This is a genomic window from Fumia xinanensis (assembly GCF_014384905.1).
Lineage (GTDB): Bacteria > Bacillota > Clostridia > Oscillospirales > Ruminococcaceae > Fumia > Fumia xinanensis.
This window is the reverse complement of record NZ_JACRSV010000001.1, coordinates 467,400-481,098: the sequence shown is the minus strand read 5'-3', so window position 1 is coordinate 481,098 and position 13,699 is coordinate 467,400. Positions and strand designations below refer to the sequence as shown.

The following is a 13,699-nucleotide window of genomic DNA, read 5'->3' as shown; positions in this document are numbered from 1 at the left end:
CAATATTTGCAATTGATACAATTGGAACTGAATATCATATATTCGTATGGGTCCCCGTCAAACATAGGGCTCTGTTCCATTTCTTTATCGTATTCTTCCAGATACTTATTTTTCATCGTCATTCATCCCACCTAATTAAATTTATGGTAAATCCGTAACGCCTTGACATGCGGCGCATAATCAATCGCTGCAACAGATAATCTGCCTGTTCTGGATCCAGCGCCCCAGCAGACATCCTTCGGGAGATTGGGCCGTAATATTTCGGAATCATGGATTGATATTCTCGTTTCATTGCTTCTTTCGAACTTGGCGTCACCTTCCACTGTTTGGGCTGTTTGACTGAAAATACCCCGTGTTTTGTTACCGCCCTGACTTCTTTCATATCGAAAGCCCAGAGATTAAATAAATCCGACGGTGAAAGAGGACCATTTCCTGGGTGATTATGTGAAAATATGGAGCCTTTTAACATGCTTTTTTCGTCATTGGTTAAAGCGATGTGGTTGGAATCTCCTTTCTTCCGAAACAGTATTTTCCCGTCAGAATCAAAGGCTATTCCATGCTCAACTTTCTTATCTGCAATATCTTTCTCAGCATCAAAAATATTGCTATTTTCCTCAAAAGCAATTGTATCATCTTTTGGGTTCGGTTTCAAATCTGATATGGCTCGTATAATGCTCCTGCACGGATGTGGAATAGGTTGCCCTCTCCAATCTACAGTGATTGGGGGGGCATTGACACCCAGTTTCATTTCCGACACTTTAAACCGTTTCTGGTGGAGATGCTGGCAGGCTTCTGTGGTGCGCCCGTCGATAGTAGCAATGAAGATGTATTCCTTTGCACCGGACTCCTGGAAAGCTCTCATAGCGCTGTATCCTACAACAGCGGTCATTACGAGGTCTAGGTATCCATGATAGTCCTGCGTCTGTCCTGTGCTGCGCTGAGACGGTTTTAGAAGCCTGTTTTTCTCTGTATTAAGGATCTTTTGCATTTCCGGGCTGTCCGCTTCCAGGGGCGCTTCACGCTGCTTGGCGTTCCTCACTGTGTCTGCGGTGCGTTTCGCACCGTATTGGGCATATCCAAACATTTGGTCCTCATATGCAGTACCGTCCGGTAAATTCTGAAGAAGAGATTGCAAGTCTTTATCCGATACCCCGCCCTTTCTTCCACTCTCCCGCTCAAAGGTATTTTTTGAGATAGCTTGAAGAATTGGAAGCTGCGCATTTATCAGCCCGCGGTATCGGCCAGCAAACGCCGCAAATAGGTACAAAAAAAGAGCCTCGTGGCCCTTGATTCTACTGCGGTTTTCCAAATCGCGCATATATAGTTTTAGCTGATAGGAGTCGCTGTAACCGGCATCCCGCCATTGCTTGATTTTACGGTGGAGGGTTTCCGTCTCACGCTTTGACAGGTTGCCGGTCAGCTCTATCCGCATAAAGCGGTCGATAATGGCTTGAATATCGTCGGACAGCTCAGAAAAAGTCTCGTTAAGGATTTTGTATAGGTCATCTTGCTTTTGATTGGCAAATTCCCAGTACCTACGGATTTGCTTCCTGTCCGTCATCGTCCGGTTCCTCCTGCGGGTTCTGCTGATTTCGTTTCATCATGGTTTCGTAGTCTTTTTCTGTTTCCTGGTCCCGCCGCTCAAGCTCCTCTTGTGCGTCAACCTCAACCTGTGATTCATTGATGCAGGTTAGATCGGAGAAAAGGCCGCTCGACTTCATGGTAGCGGCTCTTGAAATGGATTTATCCTTATCGGTGGGAATATTCCGCTGCATTACGATGTTAATGTCTCTGAAATCAAAGTCTGCGCCTTTCAGATTTAACCGGTTCGTGATGATCTCCCACAGGCGAAGATATCCTTTGCGGAATACCCGGTCACTGGTAGCGCAATACTGATCAAGGGCATATAGCTTGTATCCCAAAGCGCTTGCATTGTCCGCGCTTGAAAATGCCTCATCGGTCATATTGGGAACGCCTGTAAGCATCGTTATCAAATCATGCAGGGATTTTTGGAGGCTCAGAGTTCCAGAGTAATCAATGCTTTTCAACAGCCATTCAATTTTTCCACCTTCTCCAATGAAGAGAACATTTGCTCTAAGCCATTCCGCATCTTCTTTATCTCGTTCCGGTGTTCCTATTTGGTTGGCCGGATTATATCCATAAACTAGCAATTTCGCATCGTCATTATACTGTGTCATGTTGCGGACATTGTTGATTAGCTGCTCGTAGGTGTCGATTGGAGAAATAGCTGGTTCGAATACGGTTATGCCATCTGGGTGCTCAAAAGTGACACATGGCACGTCCCCCCACGATAACATCTCTGGCTCTTCTACAATAGAAAAAACAAAATCCTTACCGATAAATTTTCTCCTGTACCCATCTGAGATGACTTCAACAACGGTTTCCTGCTGTCCTTTGACATCAGCCTGTTCCCATGTTCGGACACACCCTATTTGATTCGGCGGAGTGGCATAATCAAAAATTCCCACTGTTTGCCTGGAATCAAAGCGGGTATATACGATTTCGTTGTCTTCGTTTTCGTAGATATAAAGATGAGCCGCCGAAGTAATGAGGTAGTCATGGATTAGCTCTATGTAAGTGGCTGCATCGTCGTTATACCGCCTAATTTTTTCGATAGCGTCGGTATAATCTTTAACATACGATTCCTCTTTATCTCCTTTTTGCACGCTGTAGGCCGGAGCTTTTCCGCCCAGATACCCCTGTACCATGTTAACAACATAGAACTCAAACGCCACAATTGCATGGCGTTTTCCGTTTTCATCATATCCCCCTCCCATTGTATCAATTTGGGAAATCTTTCTGGAATATCTTTCATACATGCGTCTACGGTGGTCTAATATTGGACGAATTTTCTGTAGCAATTGTCCTATATTATCTCGGTTAATCAAATTAAACTGCTCGGCAGTCATTTGAAGCATAGGAATCCCCCCCCCCTAAATCTTAATTTTTCCAAAGCCCCATCCGGTATTGTATTTCATCACTTCTGAAAGTGCATATCGGCAAGCATCAATGGCGTGATTGTTTTTATCTGGAAAAGCGGAGATAAACTCCCCATCTTTATTTTGCTCATACTCGTATAAACTGAACTCTTTGTAGGCGTTTGGGGTTCGAGATTTGTCAATTACGATTGCATCAAGGCTTTGCATCCATTTAATCCCATACTCTACGCTGTCTGGTCCTTTCTTCGCTGGGTCGATTCGTATCCCCAACGAGGAAATCTCTGCAATGCTTTTCGGCTCCGCGCAGTCTGCGAGTATTCTTCCTGTCCCCCGCTCCCTCATCATGTCTGCTGCTCTCCTATTGCTCAGTTTCGGCTGATAGATTTCATCCAAAAGATAGAGGGTCTGGTGATTTTTGTTATAGTGCATTTTAAGCCATACAAAGGGGTCAATAGCAAATCCAAAGTCAACCCCATAATACAAGCGGTCAAAAGCGGCGATTTCTGTATCGGTAATCTCCCTCTCCTGAAGATTATCAAATACAGCGCCTCCGGTCCCGGTTGCCACTCCCATATATTCGTGTTCGTATGCTTCCGGTTTTCTGCTTTTCAAAAGTTCAGCCTCATAAATGAACTGATCTCCGAGCCATTCTCTTGGAACGTCTAAATAAGTGCTATGATGAGTAAATCGGTCTGGCCGCTCATCCATCATTTCGACGTTTACCCAACTATCACGGCTTTTCGGCGGGTTATAACTATAAAACATCCAGAACATGTTGCCGCCACGCATAGTGGACTGGTTGATGTTTCTAATCTCTTCCATACCGGTAAACTGATCTAATTCCTCATACCAAACGACACCTATATATCCCTTTTGGGGCTTAACCGATTTGATTTTTTGCGGTTTATCTGCACCACGAAAGAAAATTTTTTGCCCAGTTGGCAGATAGGTTATTTCCATTGGGGACGTCGTGTGCTTGAAACAGTCCGCGAGAAATAAAATGTCGATTGCCCAAAGCAATTGAGCGAAAACACTATCCCGCAGCGTCTCCCCTACCTTGCGAAGAATGAGGGCATTCACATCAGGGTGCTGGACAATCAAAAGAATAATTTCCAAGCTGATAAAAGAGGATTTTGTGGAACCTCGCCCACCATCAAACCAATAATGGGTATAAGCATGATCGTTTATATGCCATGCAGGGCCATAGAAGTGGGGGGCTATGATTTGGGACAAATTAACGTCCTGGTTTTGGAATATCAAAGACAATCCTCACTCCTTCCGGGTTTTGCTTGTCTGTTCCGGTGAATAGTCCGTATCTTTTACCAAGTAGTTCGGCGGCTTTTAAGCGGTCTTTTTCGTCCGGTGCTTTCTTTATCCTGCGGGCCTCAGAGCAGCCATCCCCACATCCTTCTACCACGACAATTTCAGATTCTGATTCGCCGCGCATAACGGCTGTGAGATATTCCATGACTTCTTGGGCTTCGGCTGTTTTTTGGCTGCGTATTTTTTCCAGTTGCTCGTCGATGTATGCTTTGACTGTAGTATTTTGTAGTAATTTATTAGCATTGGTGTGCGCATGTTTTTCGGAATATCCTGCTCTAATAGCTGCCTGCGTAGCGTTACAATCAATCAAATATTCATCACAAAATCTTTGCTGTTTTTCAGTAAGCGCCATACCACCCACCTCTCTTTTTAAACTTTCTGTTTTTATTGTTTTGGTGCAAACATTTCTGGATTATCTTGGATTACCATATACAAGGCGTTTGCCAATTCGTCAATCTGCTTTTCATCGTGTTCCGTATATCCAAGATGCGCAAATATTCCATGCATTAATTCGTGGACAAGACAGGCTTCCATGTTCCCTTTTGCACATGGACAAATTCTAATTACTAAATCCCTATAACAGATTTCCCCACTATAATTTACACTGCCCATATCGAGCCTATCAGTGATTTCTACGTTATAAATTTTACCGCCAATCTTTATCTTCTCTGGAATCTCCATTAGCCCCATCCTCTCATTGCTGCATCCTCTCGTTGCTGCATCACAAGCCCCCGCCCGCTTATCTGCTGATATGTGATGTCCAATCCGCCCATCAAAAAAGAGGGGCGTCCCCGACTAAAGGACGCTCCTCATACTTTTGATAATACTATTTTAGCATAAAAAAGTTGCGATTTATTGTCATCTTTTCCAAAGCTTCTCCATGGAGATGGCAGACATAATAATAATCATATGACATTTTACGAGCAATCTGTCGTAATGTGAAATCATTAATATACCGATATCGGAGGACTGTTTCCAGCCTTGTATCCCCAATAGTACTAATTGCCGTGTCAACTTCTCTCCGCAGATCCACCAGCCTGTCAATTTTGTCGTTGAGCTCGTCCTCCACCTCCGAAAGCCTCTCCACAGCATCCTGCATCCTGTCCTCGCCGCTACCACCGTGTGGCATCCCCGTATATGTAGGCGTGACCTTAGTTGCCCTGGCAATCCATCTGGCGCGCTCATTAATGAGCCTATCGACTTCTCTTTGTGCATCCTTGTACTGCAACAGGTATTCTTTCTTTGTCATCCCACGCCTCCATATCCCATAACTCGCTGAAATAGATTACTTTGTTCTCCGTCACCACGCGATTATGCTTGATGCAAACGATAGTCCCTATGTAGTCCCGATTAATCCGCACCTGATCTCCAACGTGATATGCCCTCCTATGCACCATTAGTGTGCGGTAACAATTAATCATAATCTTGTCCCTCCAAATTTTTTAGTGCCTCTCTTATCGTATCTATGTTTGCCGTTATTATTTCCATTGTAGCATCGCTCTTAATATGCTCAGAAGCCATCACCTTATCATATGTATTCATCTTGTAATATCCACAATAAGTTTGGTCGTTGTCTAAAAATCCGACAATTGCTATTTTCTTAACTTTGTATTCTGCGAACTTGTGAAGAGCGTCAGTAATGAATTCACTGTATGGCTGCGTCATATCATCAGAAAAAATTATTGTACTCAATGGTAAAATCCCCCTTTACCGCCCAGAGCTTCCAAACCCTTTATCGCCACGAGCGGTTTCAGGTAACGAATTTACAAGCCTTATATCCGGTGTCAACACTGGAAGAATAACAAGTTGGGCTATTTTATCCCCTTGGTTGACAAGGTAATCTGTTTTTCCTAGATTGTGTAGTTTTACCTTAATAGACCCTGTGTATCCTAAGTCAATAACACCTTCAGTTACTAAGTCGTGATTAACATTAAGCCCGCTTTTTGATTTCACAAATCCGGTTGTGGGGTATTGAACTCCATTAATGTATATGTACGGTAACTCTATATGTACTCCGGTATCAAATAACGCACTGTCTCCAGCAAAAACCCACCGTCTGACAGGTGAATATAGATCAAGACCTGCATCTGTAATATATGCCCTTGTAGGCTTTATTGCATGTGTATCAAGCTTAATTTTCACAATTTGAGTTTTACTACTGTTAAAATCATTATCATAGCATCGGTTAAGGTTTTCTATTCCAATTGTGGGCGTTTTATCAATTACAGCCCTGAAAGATATAATTTCGTATGGATTTATAAGATGGTTTGTTGCTATATATATTGCTTCATCTGCATCAATCAGTCTCATATTAATAACCCTCCAAACTCGCTAAATCAATCACGTATACCGGAAAGCTCCCTCTTTCGTTCCCACAAAATGAATAACATGGTTCTCCTTCAAATTCTATACAACTATCAGGAGCACGAATATAGAATCGACATCTTGCATCATAGATGTCATTGATTGTGGGCTTTCTCAATGAATTTTTCCCATTGGCGTCAAATAGGTAATCATACTCAGATACAAACAAGTCAATGACTTCTTCTTTGGTGTACTTATTAGCATGCACTACAAATTGAGTTCCTTCCGACCCGCCGTAGAATTCTATATAATCCAATTTGCTCATTACGGATTGTCCTCCTTTGTATAATTCTTACACTCAACACAAGATACGTGAAAGTTCCCACGGTCAAAGCATTCTTTATCTGTGCATGGATAGGGCCTAGTATGAATTTGATCGTCAATGTCAGAAGTTAAGTATTTTAGGGCTTTAACGCAGACATCTAATTGTTTTTTATTCATATTCGGACTACTTTCTCTCCCCGTAGCTGCAAAAATCATCATTTTCGATTTTGAAAGTGCTCAACAATCTATTGCACCGGTGTCTATCGTATTCGCTATCGTATATATGGTATTTGCATTTCTCGCACCTCACAACCTCAACCATATCAATAACAGGGATACTTAATAAATCATCTATCGCTTGGCTATATGCCTGATGGGCTTCTCCCGACGAATATTTGTATCTTTCTTCAAGTTTTCGATATATTGCATCCTGCTCTATGTATTTAGCCATCGTTATTTTCCCCCTATCTAAGAAATAATCCCATCCACACAAAGCCAAAACCTGTAATGATTTCGCCTGTAATTGATATTGCATCTCGCTTATTTCTTTTGTTTTCTGGCATATTGAAGCTATATCCAGAAGCGAATATCTGTATTGATATCCCGATAATCCAAATACAAATACCTATAATTAAAGCACTATTCATTTTCATCGTCCCCTTTATCAAGTTCCGGCAAATATGTAGTTTTAATGCTACGAAATCCACTGCATGAGTGCAGTGTATCCTTGACTTTTGTTCCAACGCTGACTTTCATTTCGGCATATTTACAGTAATACAGACGCAGACAGTCATAGCAGGATTTATAGCTCATTTTTTCCCCTTTGTCCCTTTCCATTCCCAATTTTCACCATAAAGGCAGGTTTCACAGGGGTCTTCCGACCACAAACATGATTCGCAGCTACTTTCATCTAGGTTACATTCTCTGCATAAACATGGATTATTGTCAACAGCATATAGGCATCCGTAGCACTCGCCATAATATCTAAGGCATGATATTGCCTCATTCCGTTCACGCTTTACCTGTTCCAGCTCTGATTGCAGTTGTTCGATTTTAGCAGCAAGTCTCTTTTTAGTATCAATAGCACTCTCATAATTTTGTAGTAGCGTTTCAAGGGTCTCAATAGCTGCGGATGCTTCGTCCAGTAAATCTTCGGTATACTGAATAGCCCTTCCGAGTGTTTCGCCGCTTCTATATCTTTTTGAGTAACTTCCAAGCTGTTCAACCAATTTTTCATACATGCTTGTCCTTCTTTCTTACGCCGTAGCTACAAAAATCAGATTTGTTAACATTAAGATAAAGGATATCTTCTCGTTCGCAGTCCCCTATGTCACCTTCTACCGGTGAATAAAATTTACACTCTCCACACCTCACAACCTCAACCACGTCGATGGCTAGCATATCATACAGTTCAGACAAGCACCATTGCACATCGTTGTCGTTGATTACCCGTTTGGATAGATTCTCATTGTTCAGAGACATTAGCTCGTTTACAAGGTCTTTCAATTCAGCCATTATTTATCCTCCTTCGGCGGTTCCGGTAACGGCATCCAGTGGGTTACTCCGTCTATGTAGAAATCAGGCTTGCAAGTAATTCCCAAATCTTCAAGCTTTGTGCTCCAATATACTACCGGTTCATCATTTTCTGGCAGCCTATCCTTAACACTTATCCACCCGGATTCCTTAAAATACGGACATTTCTCGGCCCGGATATTTTTAAGATTCATTACCATTGATAATTCTTTGGTATAATTATCGCACACCGCTTTATGTACGCATTTGTCACAATTTGGTTTAGGCATTGCTACAACTCCCATCAAAATATTGTAATGCTTGTTCCCGTGCCTCCTGTAAGAGACAAAATTGCTCCGCGTTCCCTCCGGTATCCGGGTGGGCGGCTTTGGCGAGCTGCTTAAACTGCCGTTCCACTTCCTGCATGTTGCGGGGGATTTCGCGGAATTGTAGCACTTTGAAACAATCCGGTATATCCGACTTAGGGGGTAAGTATTTCATCCCCGCAACCCACGTTGACAGATCATAGATTCCTCGCTCTACCATCCGGGCCAAATCCTCTAACGAAAGGACTACTTGGGCGAATACATCAGAGCCATATTTGATATTTACGCCGTGAATCTGAGCATTCTCGACGCTGTGAGAAAAACGGTAGTGTTGTCCCTTGTATGTAAATTCCACCCAGCATGAAAACCTGTCCCAATTGTAGTCATAGTTCTCGATTCCCAGCCGCCCCATTACCTTTTCTAGTTTAGCTTCATACGCGGCCGGTTCGGCATATTGCTTAGCCATTGTTGTCACGCTCCTTTTATTTACGAAAGAATCCAATTCTGAACTGAATATTAAGCCACATAAAAGCAACTAAAAACCTGAAATAATAATTATAATATACAATTCCTACAGAAGGAATAAAGACAAATTGGTTTTTGCTCCGATTAATTGCAAATCTATCATATGGTTCATGCATTGCTGTCACGCTCCTTTGTGCTTTATGAGACTGTGGCCTTTGACTTCTGAATCAATTGCAAAAATATCACTGTAGATTTCTGCTTCTTCATTATCGCAAATAGTAAGCGTTTGCTTTGCTGTTCCCTGTTCTTCGACAACTATGTACCACACGGCCAATTCAGATTTGCCGTAGCCTACTCTAATAATTGTCCCATCTACAAATCTGATTCGCACATCTTTGTCATAGCACCCTATTTCATCCTCTTTATAGGTGCTGTTTTCAATTTCAACAAGGTCGTCGCTGTATCCATAGATTTTTATCATATTGTTCCTCCCTCCCCAAAAGCGGGGATTAATTTCATTCCAGCAAAGGCCGCGCGCGTTTAAAAGCTTGCCTCTGGTTTCGTCAATCTTCGCTCTGTGTGTCTCTGTGAGACGTTTTTATGGGCAAAAGATATTTCGCTTATGGTTTTCTCCTGCCCACGTGTCAGCGGCTTTTCTAACGCCGCTTGGACATTTTCCACGCTCCTCATCAGCAAATCGCCAATCTCTTTGCTATCCATCCCCTCCCGATACCATTTGTGGATGAGATAGACGGTGTCTGCGGTGTAGGGGCGATTGGGGCCCGGTGCTGGCTCCCGCTTGCGATATTCCCTTTTCCGATTTCGCTTTCGATGATTTGCTTCCTGCCTGCATTTTGAGCAGCAATATATTTGTTTCCTTGCCGGATTGTACTCAAAATACTGGCCGCATTTACTATTCTTGCATTTTCGCATCTGGGGCAAGTTTATCCCTCACAATCTCATAAGTTCTCATTTCTCCGGTCATCCGTCCGATACACTCCATGGCTAATAGCAGTAACTTGTCCGCTTGTGCACCACTCTCTAAGCCCTTTAAGATTTCAGCCCTTAAATGACCCGCCTGACGGATTGATTCCTGATACTGGGCGTATGCAGCACAATAGAGAGCATGATTGTAAACTGCCTGGTCGAAAGCGCCTTGAATTTCTCTTTTCTTTGCTTTTGCTTCTTCCCGACTTAGTCTTTTTCCATAGAAGTCCCGGTAAAGTTGATAAAGCATATTGAAGCAAAAGAGTTCTTCCAATGAAGAGTGTTTAGGCATATCCTGTTTCTGAATGACCAGTTTTTCAATTTCTTCAAATGTCATATTTTTTCCTCAAGGTAACACAGGTTACACAACTGAAAATTTTTGTGTAACCATATAAAAGCGTCAACCATGCGGGTTTATCGGTACTGGTTACACAATTACACAAGTTACACTGTTTTTTTCTCTTACGCGTAAGGTGCACTATTATGTTCATATTTTATTAACTAATATATATGTTCTTTATATATAGTGGTGTGTGTATCGATTTTTTGTGTAACTGTGTAACCTTTGCCAACAAACCCAGCAACCATCGGGCTTTACGCGGTTACACAACTGAAAATTTTTGTGTATTCCGTGTAACCTATAAAATCATATCGTCCCAGTCGTCTTCATCTTCTATCGGTTTTAGCTGCATAATTACGCATCGTATACTGCTTCCGCCGATTTTTACGACTTTAGAAGGCACAATTTTTCCGCTTCCGCTCTGCTTAGAAGTCTCCACCAGATTTTTTCGCATTAGCCAGCTGAGAACGGCCCGGCTGCTGTATCCGCCGTCTGAACAGATTCGTTCAAACACAGAACGGATAATATAGGCTTGGTCATCTACGACTTTCCCCCAAATCTCCCCGTTTTCATTAGCTGGATTGAATCGATTGCTATTGGCTGCCACTGTCTCGCATATGTAGTTATAGGCGCGTTCATTGATATCAACTTCTGTTTTGGTCTGCAAATAGTCGCTAATATCCTCTATTGTGAGTGCTTTCCCGTCCTGAAATATCCATTCAGTCGCCAAGGCATCGGCGGTCAGAAGTACAGCACCGGCCATTGCCTGTTTTTCGGTGGCATCGGACTGGGTAATCTGTTTATAAAACTGTAAATATAGGTCTTTTGCCCTTTCAAAGTTTCCATCTTCCTGGATCCGTTCTATAAAGAATTTTCCGGCAAATCCATAATTGTTTCGAATAATTGCAAGGGTTTCCAAGGGATTTTCAAAGAGCTTTTCGGTACACTCAATTTCGATAATTCTGTTGAATGCTCCGGCGCCGGTCATAAAGTTCGTGATAGGCATTTCTCCACTTGTGAGGATGCAGTTGCGCCATGTTTGTGCTTTTTGCAGTCCTCCAGACTTTGCACCGCGTCCACGCCCAATTCCTTCCGCAAGCATGTATACCACCGATTCAAAATCTTTTTTGTTTTTAAGCATCTGAAACTCATCTAAAATTAAGGGAAGATTGTTTACAAATCCGGCTGATAGTTCCAAGCTTACAGCAGTTCCGTTAAAAGTGTGGATGTATTTTCCCGCCTCTGGATCAGCCCATACGCTGGCTGCAAACATCAATGCCACCGTTTTACCGGTTCCGCTTTCGCTCCCCCAAAGGTGGACGAAAAACGAAAGGGATTCGGTGATAGGCACCAACACACTAGCAAAGGCGCTGGCAAGAATCATCCTTATTGGAATGCCCCCCTGTCGGATGTGCCGGACGTGAGCCAGCCATTTATCATAGCTTCCGCAGTTGGACACGCTTTCAAAAAAACCTTTGAAATTGGCTTCCCCATCAAATACCAGATTTTCCACATAAGGTGAAAATCCATTGTCTCCTATCCATCCCAATCTTGCTACGCTGTTTTTTTCTGGTATCAGATCGTAATTCAAGGATTCCACATCATGGAGGTATTTGACCATATTTCTGGAATTCTCGCTGTTCACAGCAATTCCCACATTGGCTAGTTCCAAAATGCTGTTGTTACTGGCAAGGGTTTTCTTTTCGGCAATGGTATATCTCCATTGCTTACCTTTTCGATAGGCAAGTTTCAGCTTTTCAACACCGGTATCGATATTGACGAGACGGAGAACCGGCAATAAAGGGTGGTTGCAAGCTTCTACCTCTGCACCGTAGGAGCCGATGCCAGTGATCCCGCTATCGTCTGCCTGCCATTGTCCGCAGTTTAGCTCTAATTCCTGTCCCTCAAATTGGGTCACACTATCTGCGACGACGATTCCAGCTGCTTTTTGCTGGGCTTTTACATATTCTGCAAAGAGTTTTTTAAAATTCCTGATTTTAAGAGCATTGGCTTGTTCAGAAATTTTAATTAGTATCCGTTCCATAGTGAAAGAATCGTTTTTGTATTTGTAAACGAACTCATAAGGTGTTGTTGTGCTTAGAAAATCGTCCCTTGTAAATTCTGGTATCTGTTCGATGTTATCACCTCATTTTGCTCATCCGGCACATGATTTCATATTCCAACCAGTCCAGATTTTGAAGGGCGAGAATAAAGTATTTGTCCGGTGGTTCATCCATGGTTTTTGGGCGGCGGTGCAGATAGATTTTCCACAGTTGGCGGTGAAGTTCACATAGCTCTGCTAATTCATTTTCCACTTCTGCCTTTTTTTTTTCGTTCCGAAGTTTTTCAGCTGATATTTGCTTATACTCTCTCAATCCAGGAGTATCAGGTTCATATGGACGCAGGAAAAAATCGTCTTTAATCCTCAGGATTGCCTGTGAATAAGTGATATTGTGCATCAGCATCACAAAGCTGATTACATCCCCCTGCGCCCCACAGCCAAAGCATTTGAATCTGGTATTATCGGCATAGGCTTTCAAGCTGGCAGTCTTTTCAGAATGAAAAGGGCAGATGACAAATCCGGCTCTATTTGGTTCCAGCCCATAGGCCCTAAACAGGTCGTCCATCTTAATGGATTGCTTGATTTCATCCGCAATGGTCATCTGCGTCGCCCCTTTCCAGCCGTTCTTTGATCTCATAATACAGGATCCGCTCGATTAAATGTCCCGTGTCTTCCGGCTGGCAAAACAGGATTTGTGTGTTATACCTTGCTTGCCATGCCATCAGCGACGCAATAAACGATTTGGGGGCAAACTGCGTATTATATTGATGCCGCAAGATACTCCCCCAATCCGTGCGCTCGATCAAAAGGTACAGTTTCCCGCCCGCGCCGGTGAACCGGTCAAACTCTCGTTTGAACTGGTCGCGGCCACGGGTAAAGTTGCTGCTGATCTCGTTAGCGGACATTTTGCGCTCAATAGCAACCTTGTCTGCGAAACTGTACGGTGTCCCATCGGGGAGAGTGACCCGTGCGCTATAATCTCCAGATATCAACGCCACCCGCTCATATGGGCGGCCCATGGCCTCTAAACGGCGCTTATAAGCGCGTGTAGGTTGTTCTCTAGTGTCGCAAAGTATCACCATGCTGTTCAGGGATT

General features: G+C 43.1%; 20 protein-coding genes. All 20 read right to left on the bottom strand.

The window, feature by feature from the left end; translation table 11 throughout:
- Positions 1–118: 118 nt before the first annotated feature.
- The 20 genes from H8710_RS02305 to H8710_RS02210 all read right to left on the bottom strand — a co-directional run bounded on the left by H8710_RS02305 (position 119) and on the right by H8710_RS02210 (position 13,685).
- Positions 119–1,561: a minor capsid protein gene (locus H8710_RS02305; protein WP_249293789.1), complete on the bottom strand. Its 1,443-nt coding sequence runs from the start codon at positions 1,559–1,561 to the stop codon at positions 119–121.
- A complete protein-coding gene (locus H8710_RS02300; RefSeq protein WP_249293788.1) occupies positions 1,536–2,939 on the bottom strand; it encodes a phage portal protein in 1,404 nt (467 codons plus the stop codon). Before H8710_RS02300 ends, H8710_RS02305 begins: the two co-directional genes overlap by 26 nt.
- 15 nt (positions 2,940–2,954) lie before the next feature.
- Complete coding sequence (locus H8710_RS02295; protein ID WP_249293787.1) at positions 2,955–4,226, bottom strand: PBSX family phage terminase large subunit; 1,272 nt, start codon at positions 4,224–4,226, stop codon at positions 2,955–2,957.
- Positions 4,195–4,635, bottom strand: coding sequence for a terminase small subunit (locus H8710_RS02290; RefSeq protein WP_249293786.1), 441 nt, complete (start codon positions 4,633–4,635; stop codon positions 4,195–4,197). The genes H8710_RS02295 and H8710_RS02290 overlap by 32 nt, the downstream gene beginning before the upstream one ends.
- Before the next feature lie 32 nt (positions 4,636–4,667).
- On the bottom strand, positions 4,668–4,964 hold the full coding sequence (locus tag H8710_RS02285) for a hypothetical protein (protein ID WP_249293785.1): 297 nt from the start codon (positions 4,962–4,964) through the stop codon (positions 4,668–4,670).
- 145 nt (positions 4,965–5,109) lie between these two features.
- The gene (locus tag H8710_RS02280) at positions 5,110–5,532 is read right to left on the bottom strand and encodes a DUF1492 domain-containing protein (RefSeq protein WP_249293784.1); all 423 of its coding nucleotides are present in this window, start codon (positions 5,530–5,532) and stop codon (positions 5,110–5,112) included.
- A gap of 164 nt (positions 5,533–5,696) precedes the next feature.
- Entirely contained in the window at positions 5,697–5,975 is a 279-nt protein-coding gene (locus H8710_RS02275; RefSeq protein WP_249293783.1) for a hypothetical protein, read from the bottom strand.
- A gap of 15 nt (positions 5,976–5,990) precedes the next feature.
- On the bottom strand, positions 5,991–6,593 hold the full coding sequence (locus H8710_RS02270; protein ID WP_249293782.1) for a dUTP diphosphatase: 603 nt from the start codon (positions 6,591–6,593) through the stop codon (positions 5,991–5,993).
- Position 6,594: 1 nt separating this feature from the next.
- Positions 6,595–6,912 (bottom strand): hypothetical protein, encoded by a 318-nt coding sequence (locus H8710_RS02265; protein ID WP_249293781.1) that lies wholly within the window; start codon positions 6,910–6,912, stop codon positions 6,595–6,597.
- A 183-nt stretch (positions 6,913–7,095) separates the two neighbouring features.
- Entirely contained in the window at positions 7,096–7,362 is a 267-nt protein-coding gene (locus H8710_RS02260; protein WP_249293780.1) for a hypothetical protein, read from the bottom strand.
- A gap of 13 nt (positions 7,363–7,375) precedes the next feature.
- Complete coding sequence (locus tag H8710_RS02255; RefSeq protein WP_249293779.1) at positions 7,376–7,558, bottom strand: hypothetical protein; 183 nt, start codon at positions 7,556–7,558, stop codon at positions 7,376–7,378.
- 162 nt (positions 7,559–7,720) lie between these two features.
- The gene (locus H8710_RS02250; protein WP_249293778.1) at positions 7,721–8,152 is read right to left on the bottom strand and encodes a hypothetical protein; all 432 of its coding nucleotides are present in this window, start codon (positions 8,150–8,152) and stop codon (positions 7,721–7,723) included.
- Positions 8,145–8,426, bottom strand: coding sequence for a hypothetical protein (locus H8710_RS02245; protein ID WP_249293777.1), 282 nt, complete (start codon positions 8,424–8,426; stop codon positions 8,145–8,147). Before H8710_RS02245 ends, H8710_RS02250 begins: the two co-directional genes overlap by 8 nt.
- The gene (locus H8710_RS02240; protein ID WP_249293776.1) at positions 8,426–8,644 is read right to left on the bottom strand and encodes a DUF551 domain-containing protein; all 219 of its coding nucleotides are present in this window, start codon (positions 8,642–8,644) and stop codon (positions 8,426–8,428) included. Before H8710_RS02240 ends, H8710_RS02245 begins: the two co-directional genes overlap by 1 nt.
- A gap of 61 nt (positions 8,645–8,705) precedes the next feature.
- Positions 8,706–9,215 carry a J domain-containing protein gene (locus H8710_RS02235; RefSeq protein WP_249293775.1) on the bottom strand — a complete coding sequence of 170 codons (510 nt, stop codon included), beginning with the start codon at positions 9,213–9,215 and terminating at the stop codon, positions 8,706–8,708.
- A gap of 180 nt (positions 9,216–9,395) precedes the next feature.
- Positions 9,396–9,695, bottom strand: coding sequence for a hypothetical protein (locus tag H8710_RS02230; protein WP_249293774.1), 300 nt, complete (start codon positions 9,693–9,695; stop codon positions 9,396–9,398).
- 432 nt (positions 9,696–10,127) lie between these two features.
- Positions 10,128–10,538, bottom strand: coding sequence for a hypothetical protein (locus H8710_RS02225; protein ID WP_249293773.1), 411 nt, complete (start codon positions 10,536–10,538; stop codon positions 10,128–10,130).
- Between the two features lie 301 nt (positions 10,539–10,839).
- On the bottom strand, positions 10,840–12,585 hold the full coding sequence (locus tag H8710_RS02220; protein ID WP_249293772.1) for a DUF927 domain-containing protein: 1,746 nt from the start codon (positions 12,583–12,585) through the stop codon (positions 10,840–10,842).
- 97 nt (positions 12,586–12,682) lie between these two features.
- Complete coding sequence (locus H8710_RS02215) at positions 12,683–13,240, bottom strand: CHC2 zinc finger domain-containing protein (RefSeq protein ID WP_249293771.1); 558 nt, start codon at positions 13,238–13,240, stop codon at positions 12,683–12,685.
- A complete protein-coding gene (locus H8710_RS02210) occupies positions 13,188–13,685 on the bottom strand; it encodes an ERCC4 domain-containing protein (RefSeq protein ID WP_249293770.1) in 498 nt (165 codons plus the stop codon). The genes H8710_RS02215 and H8710_RS02210 overlap by 53 nt, the downstream gene beginning before the upstream one ends.
- Positions 13,686–13,699: the final 14 nt, after the last annotated feature.

What these genes read in the sequence shown, in the direction of transcription:
- H8710_RS02305 (WP_249293789.1), bottom strand. Translation starts at nt 1,561, where the DNA reads ATGACGGACAGGAAGCAAATCCGTAGGTACTGGGAATTTGCCAATCAA.
- H8710_RS02300 (WP_249293788.1), bottom strand. Translation starts at nt 2,939, where the DNA reads ATGCTTCAAATGACTGCCGAGCAGTTTAATTTGATTAACCGAGATAAT.
- H8710_RS02290 (WP_249293786.1), bottom strand. Translation starts at nt 4,635, where the DNA reads ATGGCGCTTACTGAAAAACAGCAAAGATTTTGTGATGAATATTTGATT.
- H8710_RS02285 (WP_249293785.1), bottom strand. Translation starts at nt 4,964, where the DNA reads ATGGAGATTCCAGAGAAGATAAAGATTGGCGGTAAAATTTATAACGTA.
- H8710_RS02280 (WP_249293784.1), bottom strand. Translation starts at nt 5,532, where the DNA reads ATGACAAAGAAAGAATACCTGTTGCAGTACAAGGATGCACAAAGAGAA.
- H8710_RS02270 (WP_249293782.1), bottom strand. Translation starts at nt 6,593, where the DNA reads ATGAGACTGATTGATGCAGATGAAGCAATATATATAGCAACAAACCAT.
- H8710_RS02265 (WP_249293781.1), bottom strand. Translation starts at nt 6,912, where the DNA reads ATGAGCAAATTGGATTATATAGAATTCTACGGCGGGTCGGAAGGAACT.
- H8710_RS02260 (WP_249293780.1), bottom strand. Translation starts at nt 7,362, where the DNA reads ATGGCTAAATACATAGAGCAGGATGCAATATATCGAAAACTTGAAGAA.
- H8710_RS02255 (WP_249293779.1), bottom strand. Translation starts at nt 7,558, where the DNA reads ATGAATAGTGCTTTAATTATAGGTATTTGTATTTGGATTATCGGGATA.
- H8710_RS02250 (WP_249293778.1), bottom strand. Translation starts at nt 8,152, where the DNA reads ATGTATGAAAAATTGGTTGAACAGCTTGGAAGTTACTCAAAAAGATAT.
- H8710_RS02245 (WP_249293777.1), bottom strand. Translation starts at nt 8,426, where the DNA reads ATGGCTGAATTGAAAGACCTTGTAAACGAGCTAATGTCTCTGAACAAT.
- H8710_RS02240 (WP_249293776.1), bottom strand. Translation starts at nt 8,644, where the DNA reads ATGGTAATGAATCTTAAAAATATCCGGGCCGAGAAATGTCCGTATTTT.
- H8710_RS02235 (WP_249293775.1), bottom strand. Translation starts at nt 9,215, where the DNA reads ATGGCTAAGCAATATGCCGAACCGGCCGCGTATGAAGCTAAACTAGAA.
- H8710_RS02230 (WP_249293774.1), bottom strand. Translation starts at nt 9,695, where the DNA reads ATGATAAAAATCTATGGATACAGCGACGACCTTGTTGAAATTGAAAAC.
- H8710_RS02225 (WP_249293773.1), bottom strand. Translation starts at nt 10,538, where the DNA reads ATGACATTTGAAGAAATTGAAAAACTGGTCATTCAGAAACAGGATATG.
- H8710_RS02220 (WP_249293772.1), bottom strand. Translation starts at nt 12,585, where the DNA reads ATGGAACGGATACTAATTAAAATTTCTGAACAAGCCAATGCTCTTAAA.
- H8710_RS02215 (WP_249293771.1), bottom strand. Translation starts at nt 13,240, where the DNA reads ATGAGATCAAAGAACGGCTGGAAAGGGGCGACGCAGATGACCATTGCG.
- H8710_RS02210 (WP_249293770.1), bottom strand. Translation starts at nt 13,685, where the DNA reads ATGGTGATACTTTGCGACACTAGAGAACAACCTACACGCGCTTATAAG.